Origin of the sequence: Nocardioides dokdonensis FR1436 (assembly GCF_001653335.1) — a bacterium.
GTDB classification, from domain to species: domain Bacteria; phylum Actinomycetota; class Actinomycetes; order Propionibacteriales; family Nocardioidaceae; genus Nocardioides; species Nocardioides dokdonensis.
Genome location: NZ_CP015079.1, coordinates 3,558,096 through 3,582,491, shown reverse-complemented (window position 1 = coordinate 3,582,491; position 24,396 = coordinate 3,558,096). Strand labels below are relative to the sequence as shown.

Below are 24,396 nucleotides of genomic sequence, written 5' to 3'. Positions count from 1 at the left end.
GTGCGCCTGGGGCGTCACCGGGTACAACAGAGCCCGGGTCCAGGCGATTCCGACCCTACCGATGTCGGGCAGTAGACTCCCATCTGCACCGCCTCACCTCACCCGCCTGCACATTCGAGGACCAGTCGTGACCTACGCCGGCCGTTCGGCCGCTGCTGACCAGCACGACGACGCGACGGCGAACGCCGGGGCCGGATCCGTCCGGTTCCGCGACGTCGTGGCGGCGTACGTGGGCCTGACCAAGCCGCGCGTGATCGAGCTGCTGCTACTCACGACCGTGCCGGTGATGTTCTTCGCGGCCCGAGGCATCCCGCCCCTGGGGCTGGTGGTGGCCACCGTCGTCGGCGGAGCCTTCTCCGCCGGTTCGGCCTCGGTGTTCAACTGCGTGTACGACCGCGACATCGACGAGCAGATGCGCCGCACCCGGCGACGCGCCCTGCCGCGCCACATCGTCAGCCCGCGCGCTGCGATGGTCTTCGGCGCCGTGCTGGGCCTGCTCTCGGTCGTGGTGCTCTACCTGTGGGTCAACCCGCTCTCCGCGCTGCTGGCCGTGGGGGCCGAGGCGTTCTACGTCTTCGGCTACACCATGCTGCTCAAGCGCCGCACGACGCAGAACATCGTGTGGGGCGGCCTCGCCGGCTGCTTCCCGGCCCTGATCGGCTGGACGGCGGTGACCGGCGAGCTGGCCTGGGCCCCCGTCGTGCTGTTCATGGTGGTCTTCTTCTGGACGCCCCCGCACACCTGGGCACTGGCGCTGCGCTACCGCGAGGACTACGCGAACGTCGACGTCCCGATGCTGCCCGTGGTCGTCCCGGGCCGCGAGGTCGGTCGCCAGATCGTCCTCTACAGCTGGGTGATGGTCGCCACGTCGCTCCTGCTGTGGCCGGTCGCCGGCACCGGCGTGTTCTACCCCGTCGTGGCCACCGTGCTGGGTGCGGTCTTCCTCGTGGAGGCGCACCGGATGTGGGGCCGCACCAAGACCTCCGACGAGCTCTCGGTCATCCAGCCGATGCGGCTCTTCCACTCCTCGAACCTGTACCTGTCGCTGCTCTTCGTCGCAGTGGCGCTCGACCCGCTGATCGGCTGACCGGCCCCCACGACCCGGCGCAGATGTCGCGCCGACCCGGCCCAGATGTCGCGCCGATTCGGCGTACGGCGTGTGGTCACGTGGTCTCGCCGACGCTCGAGCCTTCGGCCCTCGCTGCTCGACCGGCAGTGGTCAGGGGTGGCGCACGCGCAGCAGCGTCCAGGTGACGCTGGCGAAGAGGATGCCGGCGCCCAGCAGGTGCGCGCCGACGAGCAGCACCGGCAGGTCGGTGAAGTACTGCACGAACCCGATCACGCCCTGCGCCAGCTCGACCCCGAGCAGCAGCACCGCCGCCTGCACGGAGGTGCGGGGGGCGCCCTGGGCGAGCAGGGTGACGATGAGACCGACGGTCAGACCGATCAGCAGGAACACCGCGTCGGCGTGCAGCTGGCTCCACTGCAGCGGATCCAGGCCGTTGCGCGCGGTGTCGGCGTCGCCCGCGTGCGGGCCGGCTCCGGTGACGATCGTGCCGAGGTAGAGCACGACCCAGGTGGTGGCGAAGACCCCCCAGGCCAACGCTGCCGCAGGACCGCCCACGGGCGCTCCGGGCCGGTCCAGCACCTGCAGGAAGCGCACGGACAGCCCGATGAGCGCCATGGACAGCAGCAGGTGCAGCGCGACCAGCCACGAGTTCAGGTCGGTCAGCACCGTGATCCCACCGATGACCGCCTGCAGCGGGATGCCCAGGCCGAGGATGACCGACAACCGCACCAGGTCCTGGCGTCGGGTGCGCAGCGCCGCCGCGAAGGTCGCCACCGCGACCGCCACGAGCACGAAGGTGAGCATCCGGTTCCCGAACTCGATGGCCGAGTGGTAGTCCAGCTCGCCGTGCGGGGTGAAGGCCTCGTCGGTGCAGCGCGGCCAGGTGGGGCAGCCCAGGCCCGAGCCGGTGAGCCGGACGGCACCACCGGTGACGATGATGCCGATGTTGGCCACCACGGAGGCCCAGCCTGCCCAGCGCGCCTGGCGCACGCGGATGTCCTGCACGGTGCTCACTCCCACTTGAAGGTTCGGGCGGTCAGGACGGTGCCCACGACCGCCCAGGCCGCGAGCACGGCCAGCGGCAGCAGCGCCACCTGGCCGTCGATCAGCGCGTCGCGCATGCCGCCGCCCAGCGCGCCCGAGGGCAGCCAGCGCACGATGTCGGCGAAGCCGCCGTACGCCGACGCGGGCAGCACGACCGCGCCGCCGGCGAGCAGGAGCAGGTAGACGAGGTTGGCCGCGGCCAGCGTGGCCTCGGCGCGCAGGACCCCGGCGACGAAGAGACCCAGCGCGGCGAATGCCGCTGTGCCGAGGGCAGCGGTGGCCACGGCACCGACGAGCGCCTGGGCCCCGAGTGCGGGCTCCCAGCCCAGCAGCAGCGCGACCCCGCCGACGACGAGCAGCTGGAGCAGCTCGACCAGCAGCAGCGCCAGCACCTTGCCGGCCAGGAGCCCGGACCGGGGGAGCGGAGAGGCCCCCAGTCGCTTGATCACCCCGTAGCGGCGTTCGAACCCGGTGGCGATGGCCAGCGAGGTGAAGGCCGTCGACATGACGGCGAGCGCCAGCACCCCGGGGGTGAAGATGTCGACGGGACGCCCGTCGAGCTCCAGGCCGACCCGCTCGGACCCGGCGACGGCGCCGACCAGGACGATGACGGGGATCACCACGGCGATCAGCAGCTGCTCGCCGTTGCGCAGCATCAGCCGCGACTCCATGCGGGCCTGGGCGAGCACCTGGCGGGGCAGGGGTGCGGCGCCGGGCCGGGGGGTGAAGGTGCCGCTCATGCGGGGTGCTCCTGGATCTCGCGGCCGGTGAGCTGCAGGAAGACGTCCTCGAGGCTGCGGGTGCCCAGGACCAGCGACTCCGGCAGCACGCCCTGCTCCTCGCACCAACGCGAGACCCGGGCCAGCGTGGACGCGTCGGCGGGACCGGTCACGAGCAGGCTGGAGGCGTCGAGCTGCGTGACCTGGGTGCCGGGTCCGAGGGCCGCGGTGAGCGACTCGGGGGCGCCGGGCGGGAACGGCCGGGTCACGACGAGCCGGATCGTGGACACCGAGCCGCCGCGGGTGAGCTCCAGCGGCGAGCCGGACGCGATGAGCCGCCCCCGGTCGATGATGTGGACGGTGTCGGCGAGCTGCTCGGCCTCGTCCATGTAGTGGGTGGTCAGCACGACGGTGACACCGTCCGCGCGCAGCTCGTGCAGCAGCTCCCACGTCGTACGCCGCGCCTGCGGGTCCATGCCCGCGGTCGGCTCGTCGACGAAGACGATCTCGGGGCGCCCGACGAGCGCCATGGCCAGCCCGAGGCGCTGCTGCTGGCCGCCCGAGAGCCGGCGGTAGGGCGTGCGGCCGCACTCGGCGAGGCCGAGCCGCTCCACGAGCAGGTCGTGGTCCACGGGGTGGGCGTGCAGCGCGGCGACGTGGCGCAGCATCTCCTCGGCCCGGACCCCGCTCCACGCCCCACCGCCCTGCAGCATCACGCCGATGCGGGGAAGCAGCTCGCGGCGCTGGCGCACCGGGTCCAGGCCCAGCACCCGCACCCGGCCCTCCTGGGGGCGTCGGTAGCCCTCGCAGGTCTCGAGCGTGGTGGTCTTGCCGGCCCCGTTGGGTCCCAGGACCGCCGTGATGGAGCCGCGGGCGACCTCGAGCGAGAGTCCGTCGACGGCGGTCTTGCCGGCGTACCTCATCACCAGGCCCTCCACGGCGACGGCCGGGGCGTCGGCGGGGTGGACGGCAGGGTCGGGCACCCCAGAAGTGTAGGGAGGCGACGAGAGCCCTGCGGGCCGCCCCTAGGCTGCTCCGCGTGAACGTGTGGCTGATGGCGCTGGTGCTGCTCCTGACCACGGTGGCCGCCGTCGCCACGGTGGTGATGATCGTGCGCGACCAGAGCCCTCCCGGGGACCCGTACTTCCTGCTCCTCGGGCTGCTCCTGGTCGCCCTCCTGGTCCAGCTGGTGGTCGGCCTGGTCTCCCTGGCCGGCACCGACGCCGACGTCGAGGGCGTCACCTTCGTCGCCTACCTCGTCACCGCCGTGCTGGTGGTGCCGGTCGGCGCCGCGCTGGCGCTGGTGGAGCGCAACCGCTGGGGGACCGGTGTCCTGCTGGTCGCCCTGGCCACGGTGGCTGCGATGCAGCTGCGCCTGGACTCGCTGTGGTCCGGTGCCGGTGCCTGAGCCGCACGAGCTGTCCACGGGGCCGGGCCGCATCCTGGTGGCCGTGTACGGCGTCCTGGGCGTCGCCGCCACCGGGCGCTCGAGCGTGCAGCTGCTCGGCGACGTGGGGAGGGCGCCGCTGGCCTACTCCCTCTCCCTGGTCGCGGCGGTGCTCTACCTCGTCGCCACGACCTGCCTGCTCCTCGGCACACCGCTCGCCCGCCGGGTGGCGCTGGCGGCGTGCAGCGTCGAGGCGCTGGGCGTGGTGGTGGTCGGGCTGCTGTCCTACACCGCTCCCGACCTCTTCCCCGACAAGACGGTCTGGTCGCACTTCGGGCAGGGTTACGCCTACCTGCCGCTGGTCCTGCCCTTCCTCGGACTGGCCTGGTTGAGACGCACGTCACCGCGTCGCAGGAGGTAAGGGGGACCTTGCTTGAACAGGTCTTCCCAATAAGGGCACACTGGTGTTGTGGAATTCACCGGGACCATCGACGAGACGACGCGCCAGCGTGTCGTCCGCTCGATCCTGGTCCACGGACCCTCGACCGCAGCGACCTTGGGCGAGCTCCTCGACCTGACCCCCGCTGCGGTGCGCCGTCACCTCGACCACCTGGTCGAGGAGGGGGCGCTCGAGCCGCGCGACCCACGTGCCGGCACGGTGCGAGGTCGGGGTCGTCCGGCCAAGCTCTTCGCGCTCACCGAGCGTGGGCGCGAGGGGTTCGACCAGCAGTACGACGATCTCGCGGTGCAGGCCCTGCGCTTCCTGGCCGAGACCGGTGGCGACGAGGCCGTGCGTGCCTTCGCCGACCGTCGGGTCTCCTTCATCGAGGAGCGCTTTGCCAGCACCGAGCAGTCCCACCCCGACCTCACCAAGGCCGAGGTGCTCGCCCAGCTCTTCACCGAGGAGGGGTACGCCGCCTCGGTGCGTGCCCTGCCCCAGCACGGGCAGAGCGCGGGGGAGCAGCTGTGCCAGCAGCACTGCCCGGTGTCGCACGTGGCCCACGAGTTCCCGCAGCTGTGCGAGGCCGAGACCGAGGCGATCAGCCGGGTCCTCGACCGCCACGTGCAGCGACTGGCGACGATCGCCCACGGCGACGGCGTCTGCACCACCAACATCCCTGATCTGCCTGCCGGGAAGACCCGGCACACGTCCCGCAACGAGAAGGAGTCGGTCAGCTCATGACCTCGATCGAAGAACTCAACCCCGAGCTCCAGGGCATCGGCCGCTACGAGTTCGGCTGGAGCGACTCCGACGACGCCGGCGCGAACGCCAAGCGCGGCCTCAGCGAGGCCGTCGTCCGCGACATCTCGTCCAAGAAGAGCGAGCCGCAGTGGATGCTCGACATGCGTCTGAAGGGCCTGAAGCTCTTCGACCGCAAGCCCATGCCCTCCTGGGGCTCGGACCTGTCGGGCATCGACTTCGACAACATCAAGTACTTCGTGCGCTCCTCGGAGAAGCAGGCCGCCACCTGGGACGACCTGCCCGAGGAGATCAAGAACACCTACGACCGCCTGGGCATCCCCGAGGCCGAGAAGCAGCGCCTGGTCTCCGGTGTCGCGGCCCAGTACGAGTCGGAGGTCGTCTACCACTCGATCCGCGAGGACCTCGAGGAGCAGGGGGTGCTGTTCCTCGACACCGACACCGCGCTCAAGGAGCAGCCCGAGCTGTTCCAGGAGTACTTCGGCACCGTCATCCCCGTCGGTGACAACAAGTTCTCCGCGCTCAACACCTCGGTCTGGTCGGGTGGCTCGTTCATCTACGTGCCGCCGGGCGTGCACGTCGACATCCCGCTGCAGGCCTACTTCCGGATCAACACCGAGAACATGGGCCAGTTCGAGCGGACCCTGATCATCGTCGACGAGGGCGCCTACGTGCACTACGTCGAGGGCTGCACCGCCCCGATCTACTCCTCGGACTCGCTGCACTCCGCAGTCGTGGAGATCATCGTCAAGAAGGGCGGCCGCTGCCGCTACACGACCATCCAGAACTGGTCGAACAACGTGTACAACCTCGTCACCAAGCGCGCCACCTGCGAGGCCGGCGCGACCATGGAGTGGGTCGACGGCAACATCGGCTCCAAGGTGACGATGAAGTACCCCGCCATCTACCTCATGGGCGAGCACGCCAAGGGCGAGACGCTCTCGATCGCGTTCGCCGGCGAGGGCCAGCACCAGGACGCGGGCGCCAAGATGGTCCACGCCGCCCCGCACACGTCCAGCTCGATCCTGAGCAAGTCGGTGGCCCGTGGCGGTGGGCGCACGTCGTACCGCGGCCTGATCCAGATCAACGAGGGTGCGCACGGCTCGAAGTCCAACGTGCTGTGCGACGCGCTCCTGGTCGACCAGATCTCGCGCTCCGACACCTACCCGTACGTCGACATCCGTGAGGACGACGTCTCGATGGGTCACGAGGCCAGCGTCTCCAAGGTCTCCGACGACCAGCTCTTCTACCTCATGTCGCGAGGCATGGAGCAGGACGAGGCGATGGCCATGATCGTGCGTGGCTTCGTCGAGCCGATCGCCAAGGAGCTCCCGATGGAGTACGCCCTCGAGCTCAACCGGCTCATCGAGCTGCAGATGGAGGGCGCGGTCGGCTGATCGCCGCCCGTCGTCCCCCCACCAACGCACCCAGAAAGCAAGCAACTGACTGTGACCGTGACTGATGCTGCCCGCGAGAGCGTGGCGTCCTCCCTCGAGCAGGACAAGGTGACCTCTCACCTGAACCCGCCGCCCTCCTACGACCTGGTCGACCACCCCGTGCCGACCGGGCGCGAGGAGACCTGGCGCTTCACCCCGCTCAAGCGCCTGCGCGGGATCCTCGACGGCGAGGCCTCCTCGGCGTCGCTGACCTGGACCACCGAGATCCCCGCCGGGGCCACCCTCACCGAGATCAGCGCCGAGCGGGCGCGTGAGATCGGTGAGCTGGCCCCCAACGACCGGCCCTCCGCGCTGGCCGTGGCCCGCGCCGGCGGCGCCATGCTGCTCGACGTGCCCGCCGACCAGGTGGTCGAGGAGCCCGTCGTGCTGCGACTGCACGGCGACTCCGTCGACGACCTCGTCTGGGGCCACCAGGTGCTGCGCTTCGGTGCGCACAGCAAGGCCACGGTCGTGCTGGTGCACACCGGCTCGGCGCGCTACAGCGCCACGACCTCGGTCATCGTCGGTGACGGCGCCCAGGTCAACGTGCTGACCCTGCAGGACTGGGACGACGACGCGGTGCACCTGGGCCGCGACGCCATCCGGGTCGGCCGGGACGCCTCGGTGCGCCACACCTCGCTCAGCTTCGGCGGCGACGTGGTGCGCCTGCACGCCAACGTCGAGTACGACGGCCCGGGCGGCGAGGCCGAGCTCCTCGGGCTCTACTTCGCCGACGAGGGCCAGCACCTCGAGCACCGGCTCTTCGCCGACCACAACGCGCCCAAGACCAAGTCGAACGTCCTCTACAAGGGCGCGCTGCAGGGTCAGGGCGCGCACACCGTGTGGATCGGCAACGTCCTGATCCGCAAGGTCGCCGAGGGCATCGAGACCTACGAGGAGAACCGCAACCTCGTCCTCACCAACGGCTGCCAGGCCGACTCCGTGCCGAACCTCGAGATCGAGACCGGCGAGATCGAGGGCGCGGGCCACGCCTCCGCCACGGCCCGCTTCGACGACGAGCAGCTGTTCTACCTGCGCTCGCGCGGCGTCTCCGACCAGGAGGCCCGCCGCCTGGTCCTGCACGGCTTCTTCCACGACCTCATCCGCAAGGTGGGTGTGCCGTTCCTCGAGGAGCAGCTCACCGCCACCGTGGAGGAGGAGCTCGCGAAGAACGTGCTCAAGGGCTACGAGCCGGCCACCGCATGAGCCTCGTCCGCGCCTGCCGGCTCGACGAGGTCCCCGCCGACGAGGGCCTCGCGGTCCTCGTCGACGAGACCGCCGTGGTCGTCACCCGTGACGGTGACGAGGTCTTCGCCCTGCAGGACCTCTGCTCCCACGCCGCCGTCGCCCTCAGCGAGGGCGAGGTCGCCGGCGGGGTCATCGAGTGCTGGTTGCACGGCTCCTGCTTCGACCTGCGCAGCGGCAAGCCCACCGGGCCGCCCGCGATCGCGCCGGTCTCGACCTTCCCCGTGGAGGTCCGCGACGGTGAGGTGTGGGTCGACGTGACCACCACCCTCAACGGCGTCACCCCCTCCTGAGACTTCCACCCAGAAAGAGAGAACCACACATGAGCACCCTGGAGATCAAGGACCTCAAGGTCTCGGTCAGCACCGACGACGGCCCCAAGGAGATCCTCAAGGGCGTCACGCTGACCATCAAGGACGGCGAGACCCACGCGATCATGGGGCCCAACGGCTCCGGCAAGTCGACGCTGGCCTACTCCATCGCCGGCCACCCGAAGTACGACATCACCGGCGGCAGCGTCACCCTCGACGGCCAGGACGTCCTCGCGATGTCGGTCGACGAGCGCGCCCGCGCCGGGCTGTTCCTGGCGATGCAGTACCCCGTGGAGGTGCCCGGTGTCTCGGTCACCAACTTCATGCGCACCGCCAAGACGGCCATCGACGGTGAGGCGCCCAAGCTGCGCACCTGGGTCAAGGACGTCAACGCGGCCATGTCGCGGATGAACCTCGACTCCACCTTCACCCAGCGCTCGGTCAACGAGGGCTTCTCCGGCGGCGAGAAGAAGCGCCACGAGATCGCCCAGCTCGAGCTGCTCGACCCCAAGGTCGCGATCCTCGACGAGACCGACTCCGGCCTCGACATCGACGCTCTCAAGGTCGTCTCCGAGGGCGTCAACCGCTTCCGCGGCGGCGAGGGCAAGGGCGTGCTGCTCATCACGCACTACACCCGCATCCTGCGCTACATCCAGCCCGACTTCGTGCACGTCTTCGTCGACGGCAAGATCGCCGAGCAGGGCGGCGCCGAGCTCGCCGACCAGCTCGAGGCCGAGGGCTACGACAAGTACCTGACCGCCAAGGTCTGATCGTCCGACCCACCCGACCAGCACCGACCCGTAGGAGAGAGATGGACGGCCTGCTGCCTGACCTCGAGGTGATCCGCAAGGACTTCCCGATCCTCGAGCGCACGCTCGCCGACGGTCGGCCGCTGGTCTACCTCGACAGCGCCAACACCTCGCAGAAGCCCCAGTGCGTGATCGACGTGATGGTGGACCACCTCGAGCACCACAACGCCAACGTCGCGCGGGCCATGCACCAGCTCGGCGCCGAGGCGTCGGAGGCGTTCGAGGCGGGTCGCGACAAGGTGGCGGCCTTCATCGGCGCCCCGAGCCGCGACGAGGTGATCTTCACCAAGAACGCCACCGAGGCGCTGAACCTGGTGGCGAACACCCTGCTGTGGGCAGGGCCGCGTCGCATCGTCGAGGGCGACGTGGTGGTGACCACGGAGATGGAGCACCACTCCAACATCGTGCCGTGGCAGATGCTCACCGAGCGCACGGGCGCAGAGCTGCGGTGGTTCACGTTCACCGACGAGGGCCACCTCGACCTGTCCCAGGTCGACGAGCTGATCACCGAGCGCACCAAGGTCGTCACATTGACCTGGGTCTCGAACATGCTCGGCACCATCAACCCGATCGCGGAGATCGCCCGTCGTGCCCACCAGGTGGGCGCACTCGTGGTGGTCGACGCCTCGCAGGCGGCGCCGCAGCTGGCGATCGACCTCGCGGGCATGCCCGAGGACGAGCGGCCCGACCTGATGGTCTTCACCGGCCACAAGGTCGTGGGTCCCACGGGCGTCGGCGTGCTCTGGGGTCGGCGTGAGGTCCTCGACGAGCTGCCGCCGTTCCTCGGCGGTGGCGAGATGATCGAGACCGTGCGCATGGAGGGCTCCACCTACGCGGGGATCCCGCACAAGTTCGAGGCCGGCACCCCGCCGATCGTCGAGGTCGTCGGCCTCGGCGCGGCGGTGGACTACCTCGGCGCCGTCGGGATGGACACGATCCACGCCCACGAGCAGGCGATCACCCGCTACGCCCTCGAGGGCATGCGCAGCGTCAAGGGCCTGCGCGTCCTCGGCCCGCTCGACGCCACGCAGCGCGGGGGAGCGGTGTCCTTCGAGATGGAGGGACTGCACCCGCACGACGTGTCGCAGGTGCTGGACGTCCGCGGCATCGCCGTGCGGGCCGGGCACCACTGCGCGCGCCCCGCGCACGCGCGCTTCGGCGTACAGAGCTCGACGCGCATGTCGTCGTACCTCTACACGACGCCCGCCGAGATCGATGCGCTGATCGAGGCGCTCAACTACACCCGTTCATACTTCAAGCTCGACTGAGAGCACAGGGGAGGAGGAGCACCATGAGTGCCGAGCTCGACTCGCTGTACCAGGAGATCATCCTGGACCACTACAAGCACCCGCACCACAAAGGCCTTCGCGAGCCCTTCGAGGCCGAGGTCCACCACGTCAACCCGACCTGCGGTGACGAGATCACCCTGCGGGTCCACCTCGCGGACGGCCTCGTGCAGGACGTGTCCTACGACTCCGTCGGCTGCTCGATCTCCCAGGCCTCGACCTCGGTCATGGCCGACCTCGTTATCGGCAAGCCGATCGACGAGGCGATGGCGACCCACCAGGCCTTCTTGACCCTCATGCAGGGCAAGGGCACGGTGGAGCCGGACGAGGAGGTGCTCGAGGACGGCATCGCGTTCGCGGGCGTCGCCAAGTTCCCTGCGCGCGTGAAGTGCGCGCTACTCTCGTGGATGGCCTTCAAGGACGCCACCGCCCGATCTCTGGAGGATTCCCGTGGCTGAGACCACTGCACCGACCGACACGACCGTCGACCACGGCGACCTGCCCGAGGTCCCGCAGGCAGGAGCCGGCCCCGCCGGCACCGCCGCCCCGGGCGCCCAGGCGACCCTCGAGGACGTGACCGAGGCGATGAAGGACGTCGTCGACCCCGAGCTGGGGATCAACATCGTCGACCTCGGCCTCGTCTACGGCCTGCACCTCGACGACGACACCAACCTCGTCGTCGACCTGACGCTGACCTCCGCGGCCTGCCCGCTGACCGACGTGATCACAGACCAGACCGAGTCGGCCCTCGAGGGCCTCGTCAACGACGTGGCCATCAACTGGGTCTGGATGCCGCCGTGGGGCCCCGACAAGATCACCCCCGACGGCCGCGAGCAGCTGCGCGCCCTCGGGTTCAACGTCTGAGCGGTAGGCGACGACGAAGTCGGCGGCTACCGGGCGAAGAGGTCGAGCAAGCCAGCGGCTGAGTCCGCGAAGCTGCTGGAGGCGTGTCGAGACCTCAGCACGATCGGTGGCCCACCAGCCCCACGTACGCTGGCGCCATGACCGACCCGAGCACCGACGAGCACGACCACACGACCGGCTCCGCCCACTTCGGGCGCGGGCCGGTCGAGTCGTTCTGGGACCTCGCCCGCTTCCACGCCAAGCTCAACACCGCGCCGTCGTACTTCGGTCCGACGACGCTGGAGATGCTGCCGCCCCCTGCGTGGTCGTTCGGTGCGACCCCGGAGGAGGCGGACGCGCTGCTGGCCCTGGTCCTCGACGGCACCAAGACCGCCACGTCCAGTGCGCTGTGGGACTACGAGGCGGAGAACGAGCCGTTGCCGGAGGTGGGCACGATGGGCATCGTGGTCGACGGTGCCGGCAACCCGCGGGCGCTGGTCGAGACGACCGACGTGTCGGTCGTCCCCTTCGACGAGGTCGACGCCGAGCACGCGCACCTCGAGGGCGAGGGCGACCGGTCCCTGGCCCACTGGCGCGCCGAGCACGAGCGGTTCTTCACCGCCCACCCCGCGCACGACCGCGGCTTCGAGCCCACGATGCCGCTGGTCCTGGAGCGCTTCCGGGTCGTGTACGCCGGCGACTGACGACCCCGCCGGCGCCGACGTCAGCCCTGGTCGGGGTACGGCTGACGGGTGAGTCACTCGGCGGCGGCGCTCGGCTCCTCGGGCTCGTCGTCGGAGGCGATGAAGTCGCGCAGCGTGCACGCGAAGCGCTCCGGGTCGTCCAGGTGCGGGAAGTGACCGGCGCCCTCGAAGATCTCGACGCGACAGTCGGGCAGCGCGTCCTGCACGCTGAGCGCGTGCGAGGCCGGGATCATCCGGTCCTTCGAGCCCCACACGACCAGGATCGGGATCGTCGACGCGCTGTCCAGGTGGTCGTGGGCGCTGATGCTCTGCCCACCGATGTCGATGACGGCACGCGTGGTGGCCAGGAAGGCACGCCGGCTCTCCCCGTCGCCCAACGTCCTGAACCCTCGCCAGACCGCGCTGAGGTCCGCACCGGGGCGCCAGCCGAGCTTCGAGGCGCCCCGGCCCAACGCCTCGAAGCGCGACACCACGGGCGCAGACGCGACGACGCTGAGCACCTGCGCGGCGCCGGGCAGGGTCGCGGAGCGCAGGATCATGTTGACCTCCCGTCCCAGACCACCGCTGGACACGAGGACGAGGCGATCCACCCGCTCGGGGAACAGGTAGAAGAACTGCATCGCGATCCCACCGCCGAGCGAGTGGCCGACCAGGGTGACCCGCTCGATCCCGAGGTGGTCGAGGAGATCGCGCATGGCCGCGGCATGGGCGCTGAGGGAGTAGTCCCCGAGGGGCTTCGCCGAGTCGCCGTGCCCGAAGAGGTCGGGCACGAGCACCCGGTGGTCGTCGTCCATCTTGTCGACGAGGTGGGCCCACTGCCGCTGCGAGCCGAGGATCCCGTGGATGAAGAGCACGACCGGACCGGAGCCGCTGTCGAGGTAGGAGAGGTCCTGCCGGTGCAGGACCACCTTGTGCGGAGCCATGTGCGGCATGCGGTGTTCCTCAGGGGTGGTCGGGGACCGGGCACCCCAAGGTAGCCCTGAACACTGACCGGCCCGACGGTGGTTGTCCGCGCTGTCGGCGGGTGCTGCCACCGTCGGTGCATGACCACACTCGCTCTCATCATCCGGCACCAGACCCTGCCGGGCCTCCGTGACGAGGTCCGGAAGGTCTGGGAGAGGCACATGGCGCCCGCTGTCGCCGGGAATGCCGGCCACCTCGCGTACTTCTACTGCCTCGACACCAACGATCCCGATGCGATCACCGCCTTCCAGGTCTACGACAGCGCCGAGTCGTCTCGGCAGTTCCTTCAGACGGACGCCTACGTCGCTTACGTGCGGGACGTGGAGCCGCTCCTGGCCGGACCTCCGCAGGTCATGCCGCTCACGCCGGTTTGGTCCAAGGGACCGACTCAGCGGTAACCCCAGTCGGCCAGCACGGCCGCACAGAAGTCGTCGTTGGTGCCCGTCGAGCCGAAGATCAGCTCGCTCGAGATCACCTCGGACGTCGCCTTGTCGACCACCTCCCGCAACCTGACCTGGCCGGAGTTCTTGGCGATGAGAGACCCGTCGTCCCCGTAGGTGCGGCCCCCTCCGGTCAGCAGGACGATGATCGTCAGGGTGTCGCCGTCGTCGGTGATCCTCAGGTCCTTGCCGATCGTGTTGGGCTGGATGTCGGTCGCCGTCTGGCCGGTCGCCTGGTCCGTCAGGACGTTCACGACCTTCACGTGCTCGAGGTAGTACTCGGACCCACGCGGGCCGCGCTTGTTGACCTGGTACCTGCCGTCGACCACGGCGTCGAAACCGACGGACAGCCCCGCGTCACAGAAGTTCTCGTTGACGCCCGAGAACTCGTCGTGGAAGGTTCCCCGCTCCACGACGCGGGCCGATGCCTGCGGCGCCCACGCGATCGCGAGGCTCGAGGCGATCATCAGGGTGCTCAGGATGGTGCGCGCAGAACACTGGATGCCCATGAGGGCCCCCTCGGGTGGGATGGCCGAACAACGACGGGTGGGTGGTGACGCCCGAAAATCCTAGGAGGCGCCACGCAGCCGCGGGAATCCCCCAGGGTGGGGATCCGGTGCTCGGGTCGACGGGACGTGGGCCGGCCGAGCACCCAATTCAGGCCATTCCGACGGCCGGCCACGAGTCCTAGCCTGAGGGGAGGCGGGCCGTCCGGCCGGTCCGGAACGGAAGGTGTGTCGTCCCATGCTCACCGTGGAGGAGTCCATCGTCATCGACAAGCCGCGCATGGAGGTCTGGGAGTTCATGACCGACCCCGACAACGTGCCGGTCTACAGCAGCAACATCGTCGAGTACGAGGTGGTCTCGGGAGGGAAGCAGGAGGCCGGCCGCATCTGCAGGGGTGCCGTGAAAGTGGCCGGTCGCCGCTTGGAGCTGACTGACGAGATGGTGGAGTGCGAGGCCGGCGTGAAGGTCAGGTACGTCTCCACCGACGCCACGATCCCCTACACGCTCTCGCTCCGCTACGAGGACGAGGGCAGTGGCACCAGGCTCACCTGGCACCAGGAGTCGGAATCCCTCAAGGGGGTCTTCAAGTTCGCAGACCCGATCGTCCTCAAGCTCTACGCACGTGACGTGCGCTCGAACCTGGAGAAGGCCAAGACGATCCTGGAGTCCTGAGGGTCGTCCTTCGCCCGAGCAGCCGACGTACCCCGGTTCAGGAGGTCGGAGAGGAGGCAGAGCGTGAGGGAGTCCGAGGTGCGCGAGCTGTTCCTGCGAGCGGTCGCCGACGACGACGCGGCTGCGATGCGCGAAGGCATCGAGCTCCTGCTCGGGATCACCGGGAGCGGGCTCTCGCCGGAAGCGGAGTTCCGTCTTCGGCACGAGGACTACGTCATGGAGATGCCCCAGTCCGGCGAGCGCATCCGTGGGCGTGACGGCATGCGTGCGATGCAGGAGGCCTATCCGGTGCCCCCGTCCATCGCCCTGCGCAGGGTCGTCGGATCCGGGCGGGTGTGGGTCGTCGAGGGGACCAACGACTACGCCGGGGACGTGTGGCACGTGGTGCTCACCCTGGAGCTCGATGAGGACGGGTCGATCGTGCGCGACACCCGCTACTACGCGCAGGGGTCGCAGGCGCCGAGCTGGCGGGCCCCGTGGGTGGAAGCGATCGACTAGGGCCGGGTGCCCGCATCGACCAGACCACCGACCAGACCACCGACCGGGCCGCCTGACTCTCCCGCCCCAGCACCTCACCCAGCACGGCCTCAGCGACCGGCTCGAGCTCGTGCTGGTGGACCGCGGCGTCATCGGGTCCGCCGCCCGGAACCTCAGCCGGGACCACCACGTCGAGCCCGCCGCCGGCCGCGTGAACCTACAGAGCCCTCGCCAACCATTCGTCGTCGAGCATCGCGTACTCGACCTCGTCCAACCACCCGAGCTCGCGGTGCCACAACGCCTTGACCGCGTGGCGTTCGCGGCGCATGCCCGCCTGTTCGAGCACGCGCACAGACGCGACGTTGTCGAGATTCGCACCTGCGGTCACCCGGCGTAGGCCAAGCCCGTCGAAGCCCGCCTGCAGCAAGGCACGAGCAGTGCCACTTCCGACGCCCTGACCAGTGGCTTCGGGATGGACGATGTAGCCGATCACGCCGTCGGTACCCGTGGGGTGGCCCGGCTGCCCGGAGCCATCGACGATGTCGAGGAACCCCATGGCCACGACCTGTCCGTCTCTCTCCACGACACAGGAATAGTCCGTTGCGCTGTCGGGCACCGCTAGCCATTCGCGGCGGAGGTCGTCTGGATCGACGTAGGTGCGCACCATGAACCGGTTGACGTCAGGGTCGTTGCGGAAGGACTGCAACACCTCGATGTCTGCCTCAGTGGCCTCTCGGAACAGCAAGGTGCCCATCCGCACAGGCCAAGGAGTGGCGCGCACCGCGGGTGGCAGGGGTCCTCGACCCTCGCTGTCGCTGGAGCTGACTGGTTCGCTCATGGGCGGCATCGTCCCACGCGAGCCGGATACGTCTTGGAGGCGGATTCGACGTCGCGGCCGCCAATAGGACGCACCCGGTCAGGCCGCCTCGAGGACGAAGAAGAGGAAGCACAGGAACGACCCGCTCTCCGGGAGACCGGGCGGAAGCAGCTCCGCCGGGGTGTCCGGCGCCGGGGGCGGTTCGCTGATGGTGGCGATGCGGAACCCCGCGGCCGAGAAGGCATCCGTGATCGCGTGCAACGGCCGGTGCCAGTAGGTCAGCACCACGCTCTGCCCGTCGAAGTCGTAGTCCTCGGAGTACCGGGTGAGCGCGAAGTAGTCGGCCTCCGGGTACACGATCGGGTAGATGCCGGGGTGGATCACCGACAGGATCAGGCGACCCCCTGGTTCCAGCACGCGCCGCAGCTCGGCCAGCGGGCCGGACCAGTCCTCCAGGTAGTGCAGGACGAGGGAGGCCACCACGTCGTCGAACGCGTCGTCAGGGAAGGACAGGGGCGCGCCGAGGTCCGCGACGCACAGGTCGGCATCCGGTCCCAGCTTCTCGCGGGCCAGCTCGACCATGGCGGCACTCGCGTCGAACGCCGTGACGACGGCGCCTCGGTCACGCAGCGCAGCCGCCAACGGCCCGGAGCCGCACCCGGCATCGAGGATCCGGCGCCCGGCGACGTCACCCGCGAGACGGAGCATCTCGGGGCGTGCGTAGTAGGCGTTGAAGAGGTTGGACTCGTTCGCGGCCGCGTAGGCCCTGGCGAAGCTGTCGTAGTCGCTGGTGGCCACCGAGACCTCGTTCTCGCAGGAAGCAGGACTCTCGTTCCTACCAACGCACCGGCGGCTGGGCGGTCCGACACGCGGTGGACGTCACCGGGCGCTACGGTCGGTCCATGCCCGCCGTCGTCGTACCCGCCGCCCGGGTGGAACGGTGGGTGCTGAACTTCCAGGAACGGCACGGCGACACCGTCCTGACCGTCGTGGAGGGGGTGCTGCGCGGCGCTGCATCCGACGGATCGACGTTCGCGGCCCGCCTGCCCTTCGCGACGGCGTACGACGGGTCGCCCGACGCGGTCTCGTTCGCGGCCGAGGCCCGCACGTGTGCACCGACGGACTGGGGCGTGCTCCTGGTGCGCAAGGGCGGCTTCGCCGTCGCCCGCCTGGACGGCGCCCAGATGGGGGCCTCCAAGACCGGGCAGCGTCACGTCCAGGGCCGCACCAAGGCCGGCGGGCAGAGCCAGCAGCGCTTCGCACGCCGCCGTGACAACCAGGCCCGGCAGGCCTACGAGGCCGCGGCCGACCATGCTGCGCGCATCCTCGAGGACCTGCGCGGCCCGGTCGTGGTCGGTGGCGACCGCTCGGCGGTCGAGGAAGTCCTGGCCGACCGCCGGCTCGCCGGACTCACGGTCGTCGACCCGTGGCTGGCGCTGCCCGACCCGCGCCGCAACGTGCTCGAGCAGGGTGTCGCCGAGGCGCTGTCGGTGCTCGTCGACGTCCACAACGCCTGACCCGACCGGGGTACGCCGCGCGCTCACCGACCCGGCGCGGCCGCGCACGGGGCTATGGTCGAACGGTGCCCTCCGACGTGATCGAGGTCCAACAGCTGGTCAAGACCTTCGGGCGCGCGCGTGCGCTGGACGGCCTGGACCTCACCGTGCGCGCCGGCGAGGTGCACGGCTTCCTGGGCCCCAACGGGTCCGGCAAGTCCACGACGATCCGGGTGCTGCTCGGTCTCCTGCGCGCCGACTCCGGGCGGGTGCGTCTGCTGGGCGGTGACCCCTGGCACGAAGCGGCGGCGCTGCACCGGCGCCTGGCCTACGTGCCGGGCGACGTGAGCCTGTGGCCCACGCTCACCGGGGGAGAGGTCATCGACCTCCTCGGCCGCCTGCGCGGCGGCCTCGACCGGGGGCGGCGGGACGCGCTCGTGGAGCGCTTCGACCTGGACCCGACCAAGAAGTCCCGGAGCTACTCCAAGGGCAACCGGCAGAAGGTCGCACTGGTGGCCGCCCTGGCCGCCGATGTCGAGCTGCTCCTGCTGGACGAGCCGACGTCGGGCCTCGACCCGCTCATGGAGGCCGAGTTCCGCGACTGCGTGGCCACCTTCCGCGAGGCCGGGGGCAGCGTGCTGCTGTCGAGCCACGTGCTGGGCGAGGTGGAGCAGATGTGCGACCGCGTCAGCATCATCAACGAGGGCCGCCTCGTCGAGAGCGGCAGCCTCGCCGAGATGCGTCACCTCAGTCGCACCGCCGTCTCCGCGCACCTGCGCGGCCCGGCGCCGGGGCTCCGGGAGCTCGCCGGTGTGCGCGACCTGCGCGTCGACAGCGATCGGGTCACCTTCGAGGTCGACCCTGAAGCCGTGGAGCCGGCCCTGCGCCTCCTGCTCGACGCCGGGGTCGCCAACCTGACGACGCAGCCGCCGACGCTCGAGCAGCTCTTCCTGCGCCACTACGGGGACCCGGGGTGACCACGGACGGCGCCTTCACCGGCACCCTCGTCCTGGCGGTCAGGGCGATGCGCGGCGACCGCTGGCTGGTGCTGGGCTCGGGGGCGGCGCTGGCGCTCCTCTACTGGGCCCAGGCCTGGTCGATCGACCGGCTCTACACGGGCGAGGGCGAGCTCGCCCGGATGGCCGCTGCGATGGAGCGCAACGACGCGATGATCGCGCTCGCGGGTCCGGCCCGCGCCCTCGACACCGTGGGCGGCCAGGTGACCTGGCAGGCCAGCGCGTTCGGCGCGGTGCTGCTCGGCCTGGTCGTCATGGTCGTGGTCACCCGGCACACCCGCGCCGAGGAGGAGTCGGGTCGGGACGACCTGGTGCGCTCGGGGGCCGTCGGTCGCTTCGCGCCCCCGGCGGCGGCTGTGCTCACCTCGGTGGCCCTCTCGGTGCTCTCCGGGCTCCTGGTGACCCTCTCCCTGGTCGTCTACCCGCTGGACACCGCCGACTCGCTGGCGCTGGGCGTCGGCCTGACCCTGTGCGGGCTGTGCTTCACCGGCACGACGTTGGTCGCCGCCCAGCTGGTCGCCAGCACCCGCGCAGCTCGCGGCATCGCCGGGGCGGTCGTCGCGGCGGCCTACGCCCTGCGCGCCGTGGGCGACGTGTCGGTGCCTGCGCTGTCCTGGCTCTCCCCGATCGGGTGGTACCAGGGGATGCAGCCCTTCTCCGGGCTGCGCTGGTGGCCGGCGGTGCTGCTTCTCGGCGCCACGGTCGTGAACCTCGCGGTGGCCGCCGTGCTCCTCGTACGACGCGACATCGGAGGGGGGCTCGTGGCCGCCCGCCCGGGGCCGCCCCGGGCCGGCCGGCTCCTCGCGGGCCCGGTGGGGCTGGCCTGGCGTCTGCAGCGCGCGGGAGTGCTGGGGTGGGGCGTGGGACTCGCGCTGACCGCTCCCGCGTACGGCGCCCTCGGCACCGAGGTCGACGAGCTGGTGGGCAGCACCGACCTCGGCCGCGACGTGATGACCCAGGGCGCAGCCGACCTGGTCGACGGCTACTTCGCCACGATGCTCCTGATGCTGGCGCTGCTGGTGACGGGGTTCGCCACCGCCTCGACGCTGCGACCCCGCGCCGAGGAGGAGAGTGGCCTGGCCGAGCTGGTGCTCGCGACGCCGCTGCGGCGTGGCCGCTGGCTGCTGGCCTGGACCGCTGTCACGCTCCTGGGCACAGCGCTGCTGCTCGTGGTGAGCGGGCTCGGCATCGGGACCGGCTTCGCGCTGGTCAGCTCCGACCCCGCCCAGGTCGGGGCCTTCGTGCTGCCGATGCTGCAGTACGCCCCTTCCGTGCTGGTGCTGGCCGCGGTCGCGCGGCTGGTGCATGCAGCCGTGCCACGACGGGCTGCGCTCGCCTGGGTGCCGCTGGGGGTCGCGGTGGTCGTGATGTTCTTCGGCGAGCTCCTCGACCTGCCGCGCTGGGTCCGGTGGCTCTCGCCCTTCGACCACCTGCCCCTGGTCCCCGCCGAGGACTCGTCGCTGCCCGCCCTGGCGGCGCTCCTGGCGGTCGCGCTGGCCGTCGGCGTGTCGGCGCAGTTCGCGTTCCTGCGCCGCGACATCGGCTAGCGTCACGAACGTGGCCCCCGTGTGGCAGCCCGATCCCGGCTGGCATCCCCTCCCCGGAGGGGGTGGCATGTCCACGCTCGGGGTGTGGCGCACCAGCCTCGGTGAGCAGCCGGTGTCCGTGAAGCGCCTGTCCGCCCCCGGCGAGCACGACCCGCCGAGCTCAGCGACCCCCGTCACTTCGCCTACTGGCGCCGCGCCGCCGACGTGGTGACGTCCGGGGTGCTGGCTCGCACCCGGGGCCTGCGCCCGCCGGTGCGCTCCGTCGTCGAGGAGGACGTGGAGGGCATCACGCTGACCGAGGACTGGGTCGAGGACGCCGCCGTCAACGGGCTCTTCGCCGTCCACGCCCTGGGCCGCTTCGCCGGTACGCCGGTGCCGGACGTCGCCTGGCTGGCTCGTGACCAGCTGCGCGACCGGCTGCGTCGTACGGCGCACCGGGGCGGCTGGCCGACCCTGGCCCGCACGACGGTCGCCGACGTCGCCGAGCACCTGTGGACGCGCCGCGACTCCCTCCTGGCACGGGTCGACGCCCTGCCGCAGGTCCTCCAGCACGGCGACCCGACACCGGGCAACCTGCCGGGTCGCGAGGGCGACGACGTCGTGGCCCTCGACTGGTCGTGCCTGGGCACCGCCGCGGTCGGCGCCGACCTCGGCTACTACCTGCTCGCCGCCCGGGAGGACTTCGAGCCACTGCTCGACGCCTACCTGCTCGGCCTGCCCGACGGCGTCGCCACCGCGGACCAGGTGGCGCTGGGGGCGCGGGTCACCGCGGTCTACACCGCGCTGAGCCGCGCGGAGTGGGCGCTGTCACGGGTCGCCGGAGGTGAGGGCGCGCTGGCGGGCAAGTTCCGCCACCCGTCCGTCGCCCCGCACCTGCGAGCGCTGCAGCGGCAGTTCCCCCTGATCGAGGCGCTGGTCGACGGCTGAGCGCTACAGGGTGCGGGCGGCGAAGGTGTCGCAGTCGGTGAGGTCGCCGCCGTCGAACCCGACGCGGAACCAGCGCTGGCGCTGCTCGGCCGAGCCGTGGGTCCACGACTCGGGGTCGACCTGGCCCGACGTCTTCTCCTGGATCCGGTCGTCACCCACGCTCGCCGCGGCCTCGAGCGCCAGCCGGACGTCCTCGTCGCTCAGCTCGCTGAACAGCGCCGTGCCGGTGGAGTCCTCGGTGGCGGTGGCGCCGCGCGCCCACATCCCGGCGTAGCAGTCCGCCTGCAGCTCCAGGCGCACCGCGTCGGAGGAGGCGCCCTGCTGGGTGCGGACCCGGCCCATCGTGCCCAGCACGTTCTGCATGTGGTGGCCGTACTCGTGGGCGAGCACGTAGGCCTCGACGAAGCCGCCGTCCGGACCGCCGAGCTGGCGCTCCAGGACCTCGTCGAAGAACCCGCTGTCGAGGTAGATCGTCTCGTCGGCGGGGCAGTAGAACGGGCCCACCGCCGAGCTCGCGCCGCCGCAGCCGGTCTGCACGTCGCCGGAGAAGGTCACCAGCGCCTGCTCGGGCCGGAAGTCGGCGCCGAGGGTGTCGCCCCAGAAGTCGAAGAGCGAGTTCTCCACCGCGACCCGGGCGCAGTCGGCCGACCTGTTGGCGTCCTCGCCGGTCTCGCACGAGGCGTACCGTTCGGTGCCCTCGACCCGGCTCGTGTCGAGCGCGGTGCCACCCGGGCCGCCGTCCGTGCCGCCGCCCATGAGCTGGGTGACGACGAAGAAGCCGATCGCGAGGACGACCGCGAGCACGCCACCGCCCCCGGCGACCCCGCCGGGAAGGGGCAGGGAGCCGCCGCCGCGACCGCCGCCGAGCCGGCCGGTGGACCCGCTGGAGCGGCCACCGCTGCGACCTACGTCACGCGTGCGCCGGGTGTCGAGGCGGGCCTTGGGGTTGAACCTCACGTCGGGCCTCCTGGGGCGGCGTTCGTCGGGTGTCGGCGAATCGGTGGCTGAGGCTACCGACTCCTACGATGAGGTACCTATGATCACCGCTCATCAGCTCGAAGTCCGCGCCGGCGCCCGTCTCCTGATGGAGGACGTGAGCTTCCGCGTGGCCGCGGGCGACAAGGTCGGCCTGGTCGGTCGCAACGGCGCCGGCAAGACCACCCTCACCAAGATCCTGTCCGGGGAGGCCCTGCCCGCCGGCGGTTCGGTGACCCGCAGCGGTGACATCGGCTACCTGCCGCAGGACCCCCGCACCGGTGACCCCGAGGTCCTGGCCCGCGACCGGATCCTCTCGGCCCGCGGGCTCGACGACGTCGTACGTCGCCTGCGTGCGGCCGAGGAGCAGATGGGCTCCGACGACAGCGCCGTCGCGGAGAAGGCGATGCGTCGCTACAGCCGCGCGGATGACGAGATGCACGCCGGCGGCGGGTACGCCGCGGAGTCCGAGGCCGCCACGATCGCCGCCAGCCTCGGCATCGCCGACCGCATCCTCGGTCAGCCGCTCAGGACGCTCTCCGGTGGCCAGCGCCGCCGCGTGGAGCTGGCCCGCATCCTGTTCTCGGGTGCCGAGATCCTGATCCTCGACGAGCCGACCAACCACCTCGACGCGGACTCGATCGTGTGGCTGCGTGAGTTCCTCAAGGCCCACAAGGGCGGGTTCATCGTGATCAGCCACGACAACGAGCTGCTCGAGGCCACCGTCAACAAGGTGATGCACCTCGACGCGAACCGCACCGCGATGGACATCTACAACATGAGCTGGAAGAACTACCTCACCCAGCGCGAGACCGACGAGGTGCGTCGTCGGCGCGAGCGGATGAACGCCGAGAACAAGGCCAAGACGCTCACGGACCAGGCCAACAAGATGCGCGCCAAGGCCTCGAAGGCACAGGCGGCGCAGTCGATGCTCAAGCGCGCCGAGAAGATGATGTCCAGCCTCGAGGGCGAGCGGGCCACCGACAAGGTCGCTCGGATCAAGTTCCCGGCCCCCGCCCCGTGCGGCAAGACCCCGATCACCGCCCGCGAGCTGTCGAAGACCTACGGCTCGCTCGAGGTGTTCACCGGCGTGGACCTGGCCATCGACAAGGGCTCGCGGGTCGTCATCCTGGGGCTCAACGGTGCCGGCAAGACCACGATGCTGCGGATCCTGGCCGGCGTCGACCAGCCCGACACCGGTGAGGTGATCCCCGGGTACGGGCTGAAGGTCGGCTACTACGCCCAGGAGCACGAGACGCTCGACACCTCGCGCACGGTCCTGGAGAACATGCAGTCGGCCGCGCCGCAGCTCACCGACGTCGAGGCACGCTCGGTGCTCGGCTCGTTCCTCTTCTCCGGCGACGACGCGCACAAGAGCGCCGCGGTGCTCTCCGGTGGGGAGAAGACGCGGTTGGCGCTCGCCTCGCTGGTGGTCTCCAGCGCCAACGTGCTGCTGCTCGACGAGCCCACCAACAACCTGGACCCCGCCTCCCGCGAGGAGGTGCTGGCCGCGATCCGCACCTACGAGGGCGCGATCATCCTGGTCACCCACGACGAGGGCGCCGTCCTGGCCCTCGAGCCCGACCGGGTGCTGCTGCTGCCCGACGGCGACGAGGACCTCTGGAACGACGGGTACGCCGACCTCGTGTCGCTGGCCTGAGGCCACCGCAGCGGGTGTCGGTCGGGGTTCCTAGACTCCGACCATGACTCCAGAAGAGCTTGCCGAGGTCGGTCTCCAGGTCCGGGTCGAGGGCGCCGTCGCGACCGTGACCCTGGACCGTCCCGAGGTCCGCAACGCCCAGACACCGGCCATGTGGCGGGCCCTGGCGGGCGTGGGCGAGGGCCTCGTGGCCGACGACGCCGTGCGCGTGGTCGTCGTGCGCGGCGCAGGCACCACGTTCTCCGCCGGCCTGGACCGCGCGATGCTCGACCCGGCCTCGTCCGCGGCGGGGGTGGAGACCGTCGCCGACCTCCTGCGGGGGAGCGACGAGGAGATCTCCTCGACCATCGACGACTACCAGCGGGGCTTCACCTGGCTGCGCGACCCGTCGTTCGTCTCGATCGCCGCCGTGCAGGGCTACGCCGTGGGCGCCGGCTTCCAGCTCGCGCTCTCCTGCGACCTGAGGGTGCTCACCGACGACGCCCAGCTGTGCATGAAGGAGTCGGCCCTGGGGCTGGTCCCGGACCTGACGGGAACAAAACCGCTGGTCGAGGCGGTTGGCTACGCGAGGGCACTGGAGATCTGTGCCACGGCACGCATGGTCGGTGCCGAGGAGGCGGTGCGCATCGGGCTCGCGCTCACCGCGGTCCCGACCGACCAGCTCGCCGTCACCGTGACGCACCTCGTCGAGTCCCTCACCGCCCCGATGCCCGGGGCGGTGCGTGAGACCAAGGCGCTGCTGCAGACGGCGGCAGCGCTCCCGCTGGACGAGCAGTGCCGCCTCGAGCGCGAGGCGCAGGGCCGCCGGTTCCGCGAGGTCGCGGCCGCGATGCAGCAGTGAGAGG

At 71.0% G+C, this 24,396-nt stretch carries 29 protein-coding genes; 21 read left to right on the top strand and 8 right to left on the bottom strand.

Going from position 1 to position 24,396, the window contains the following annotated elements; genetic code table 11:
• Positions 1–127: 127 nt before the first annotated feature.
• A complete protein-coding gene (locus I601_RS16950; RefSeq protein WP_068112314.1) occupies positions 128–1,087 on the top strand; it encodes a heme o synthase in 960 nt (319 codons plus the stop codon).
• A 132-nt stretch (positions 1,088–1,219) separates the two neighbouring features.
• On the opposite strand, the gene I601_RS16945 is transcribed toward I601_RS16950, so the two are convergent.
• Genes I601_RS16945 through I601_RS16935 form a run of 3 tightly spaced genes read right to left on the bottom strand, consistent with a single transcriptional unit; the run spans position 1,220 to position 3,815 of the window.
• Entirely contained in the window at positions 1,220–2,083 is an 864-nt protein-coding gene (locus I601_RS16945) for a COX15/CtaA family protein (RefSeq protein WP_237089448.1), read from the bottom strand.
• On the bottom strand, positions 2,080–2,853 hold the full coding sequence (locus I601_RS16940) for an ABC transporter permease (RefSeq protein ID WP_068112309.1): 774 nt from the start codon (positions 2,851–2,853) through the stop codon (positions 2,080–2,082). The genes I601_RS16945 and I601_RS16940 overlap by 4 nt, the downstream gene beginning before the upstream one ends.
• Entirely contained in the window at positions 2,850–3,815 is a 966-nt protein-coding gene (locus tag I601_RS16935; RefSeq protein ID WP_237089447.1) for an ABC transporter ATP-binding protein, read from the bottom strand. Before I601_RS16935 ends, I601_RS16940 begins: the two co-directional genes overlap by 4 nt.
• Before the next feature lie 56 nt (positions 3,816–3,871).
• On the opposite strand from I601_RS16935, the gene I601_RS16930 reads away from it, so the two are divergent.
• The 11 genes from I601_RS16930 (at position 3,872) to I601_RS16880 (ending at position 12,054) form a co-directional block, all read left to right on the top strand.
• Entirely contained in the window at positions 3,872–4,240 is a 369-nt protein-coding gene (locus tag I601_RS16930) for a hypothetical protein (RefSeq protein ID WP_084527741.1), read from the top strand.
• Complete coding sequence (locus I601_RS16925) at positions 4,233–4,640, top strand: hypothetical protein (protein ID WP_179948544.1); 408 nt, start codon at positions 4,233–4,235, stop codon at positions 4,638–4,640. Before I601_RS16930 ends, I601_RS16925 begins: the two co-directional genes overlap by 8 nt.
• A gap of 48 nt (positions 4,641–4,688) precedes the next feature.
• Positions 4,689–5,402: a helix-turn-helix transcriptional regulator gene (locus I601_RS16920; protein ID WP_068112303.1), complete on the top strand. Its 714-nt coding sequence runs from the start codon at positions 4,689–4,691 to the stop codon at positions 5,400–5,402.
• A complete protein-coding gene (sufB, locus tag I601_RS16915) occupies positions 5,399–6,817 on the top strand; it encodes a Fe-S cluster assembly protein SufB (protein ID WP_068112300.1) in 1,419 nt (472 codons plus the stop codon). The genes I601_RS16920 and sufB overlap by 4 nt, the downstream gene beginning before the upstream one ends.
• A gap of 57 nt (positions 6,818–6,874) precedes the next feature.
• Entirely contained in the window at positions 6,875–8,062 is a 1,188-nt protein-coding gene (gene sufD / locus I601_RS16910; RefSeq protein ID WP_335582169.1) for a Fe-S cluster assembly protein SufD, read from the top strand.
• Positions 8,059–8,394 (top strand): non-heme iron oxygenase ferredoxin subunit, encoded by a 336-nt coding sequence (locus I601_RS16905; protein ID WP_068112295.1) that lies wholly within the window; start codon positions 8,059–8,061, stop codon positions 8,392–8,394. The genes sufD and I601_RS16905 overlap by 4 nt, the downstream gene beginning before the upstream one ends.
• A 29-nt stretch (positions 8,395–8,423) precedes the next feature.
• On the top strand, positions 8,424–9,182 hold the full coding sequence (gene sufC / locus I601_RS16900) for a Fe-S cluster assembly ATPase SufC (RefSeq protein WP_068112292.1): 759 nt from the start codon (positions 8,424–8,426) through the stop codon (positions 9,180–9,182).
• A 41-nt stretch (positions 9,183–9,223) separates the two neighbouring features.
• A complete protein-coding gene (locus I601_RS16895) occupies positions 9,224–10,489 on the top strand; it encodes a cysteine desulfurase (protein ID WP_068112289.1) in 1,266 nt (421 codons plus the stop codon).
• A gap of 23 nt (positions 10,490–10,512) precedes the next feature.
• Positions 10,513–10,965: a Fe-S cluster assembly sulfur transfer protein SufU gene (gene sufU, locus I601_RS16890; RefSeq protein WP_068112286.1), complete on the top strand. Its 453-nt coding sequence runs from the start codon at positions 10,513–10,515 to the stop codon at positions 10,963–10,965.
• 40 nt (positions 10,966–11,005) lie between these two features.
• Positions 11,006–11,371 (top strand): metal-sulfur cluster assembly factor, encoded by a 366-nt coding sequence (locus I601_RS16885; protein WP_418303098.1) that lies wholly within the window; start codon positions 11,006–11,008, stop codon positions 11,369–11,371.
• A gap of 137 nt (positions 11,372–11,508) precedes the next feature.
• On the top strand, positions 11,509–12,054 hold the full coding sequence (locus tag I601_RS16880; protein ID WP_084527739.1) for an ASCH domain-containing protein: 546 nt from the start codon (positions 11,509–11,511) through the stop codon (positions 12,052–12,054).
• 53 nt (positions 12,055–12,107) lie between these two features.
• Here I601_RS16880 and I601_RS16875 read toward each other — a convergent pair whose 3' ends face one another.
• Complete coding sequence (locus I601_RS16875) at positions 12,108–12,986, bottom strand: alpha/beta fold hydrolase (RefSeq protein WP_218917687.1); 879 nt, start codon at positions 12,984–12,986, stop codon at positions 12,108–12,110.
• A 111-nt stretch (positions 12,987–13,097) separates the two neighbouring features.
• Between I601_RS16875 and I601_RS16870 the strand changes: the two genes are divergently transcribed.
• Complete coding sequence (locus tag I601_RS16870; protein ID WP_068112279.1) at positions 13,098–13,415, top strand: putative quinol monooxygenase; 318 nt, start codon at positions 13,098–13,100, stop codon at positions 13,413–13,415.
• Here I601_RS16870 and I601_RS16865 read toward each other — a convergent pair.
• Complete coding sequence (locus I601_RS16865; RefSeq protein WP_068112277.1) at positions 13,406–13,966, bottom strand: hypothetical protein; 561 nt, start codon at positions 13,964–13,966, stop codon at positions 13,406–13,408. The two genes, I601_RS16870 and I601_RS16865, sit on opposite strands and share 10 nt — an antisense overlap.
• 235 nt (positions 13,967–14,201) lie before the next feature.
• Here I601_RS16865 and I601_RS16860 point away from each other — a divergent pair, with 235 nt between their 5' ends.
• Together I601_RS16860 and I601_RS16855 are read left to right on the top strand one after the other, a co-directional pair.
• Positions 14,202–14,636 carry an SRPBCC family protein gene (locus I601_RS16860; RefSeq protein WP_068112274.1) on the top strand — a complete coding sequence of 145 codons (435 nt, stop codon included), beginning with the start codon at positions 14,202–14,204 and terminating at the stop codon, positions 14,634–14,636.
• Positions 14,637–14,699: 63 nt separating this feature from the next.
• On the top strand, positions 14,700–15,134 hold the full coding sequence (locus I601_RS16855) for a nuclear transport factor 2 family protein (RefSeq protein WP_237089446.1): 435 nt from the start codon (positions 14,700–14,702) through the stop codon (positions 15,132–15,134).
• A 196-nt stretch (positions 15,135–15,330) separates the two neighbouring features.
• Here I601_RS16855 and I601_RS16850 read toward each other — a convergent pair whose 3' ends face one another.
• Complete coding sequence (locus tag I601_RS16850; RefSeq protein WP_068112271.1) at positions 15,331–15,867, bottom strand: GNAT family N-acetyltransferase; 537 nt, start codon at positions 15,865–15,867, stop codon at positions 15,331–15,333.
• 162 nt (positions 15,868–16,029) lie between these two features.
• Complete coding sequence (locus I601_RS16845) at positions 16,030–16,728, bottom strand: class I SAM-dependent methyltransferase (protein WP_068112268.1); 699 nt, start codon at positions 16,726–16,728, stop codon at positions 16,030–16,032.
• A 104-nt stretch (positions 16,729–16,832) separates the two neighbouring features.
• Between I601_RS16845 and I601_RS16840 the strand changes: the two genes are divergently transcribed.
• The 4 genes from I601_RS16840 to I601_RS16825 all read left to right on the top strand — a co-directional run bounded on the left by I601_RS16840 (position 16,833) and on the right by I601_RS16825 (position 20,916).
• Positions 16,833–17,447 (top strand): acVLRF1 family peptidyl-tRNA hydrolase, encoded by a 615-nt coding sequence (locus tag I601_RS16840; protein ID WP_068115146.1) that lies wholly within the window; start codon positions 16,833–16,835, stop codon positions 17,445–17,447.
• A 65-nt stretch (positions 17,448–17,512) separates the two neighbouring features.
• The gene (locus I601_RS16835; RefSeq protein ID WP_068112265.1) at positions 17,513–18,403 is read left to right on the top strand and encodes an ABC transporter ATP-binding protein; all 891 of its coding nucleotides are present in this window, start codon (positions 17,513–17,515) and stop codon (positions 18,401–18,403) included.
• Entirely contained in the window at positions 18,400–19,989 is a 1,590-nt protein-coding gene (locus I601_RS16830; protein ID WP_084527735.1) for an ABC transporter permease, read from the top strand. Before I601_RS16835 ends, I601_RS16830 begins: the two co-directional genes overlap by 4 nt.
• 219 nt (positions 19,990–20,208) lie before the next feature.
• On the top strand, positions 20,209–20,916 hold the full coding sequence (locus tag I601_RS16825) for a phosphotransferase (RefSeq protein WP_237089445.1): 708 nt from the start codon (positions 20,209–20,211) through the stop codon (positions 20,914–20,916).
• 3 nt (positions 20,917–20,919) lie between these two features.
• On the opposite strand, the gene ypfJ is transcribed toward I601_RS16825, so the two are convergent.
• Positions 20,920–21,873, bottom strand: a complete 954-nt coding sequence (gene ypfJ, locus I601_RS16820) for a KPN_02809 family neutral zinc metallopeptidase (protein WP_068112262.1) — start codon at positions 21,871–21,873, stop codon at positions 20,920–20,922.
• Positions 21,874–21,952: 79 nt separating this feature from the next.
• Between ypfJ and I601_RS16815 the strand changes: the two genes are divergently transcribed.
• On the top strand, positions 21,953–23,551 hold the full coding sequence (locus I601_RS16815; protein ID WP_068112260.1) for an ABC-F family ATP-binding cassette domain-containing protein: 1,599 nt from the start codon (positions 21,953–21,955) through the stop codon (positions 23,549–23,551).
• Between the two features lie 43 nt (positions 23,552–23,594).
• The gene (locus I601_RS16810; RefSeq protein ID WP_068112257.1) at positions 23,595–24,392 is read left to right on the top strand and encodes an enoyl-CoA hydratase/isomerase family protein; all 798 of its coding nucleotides are present in this window, start codon (positions 23,595–23,597) and stop codon (positions 24,390–24,392) included.
• Positions 24,393–24,396: the final 4 nt, after the last annotated feature.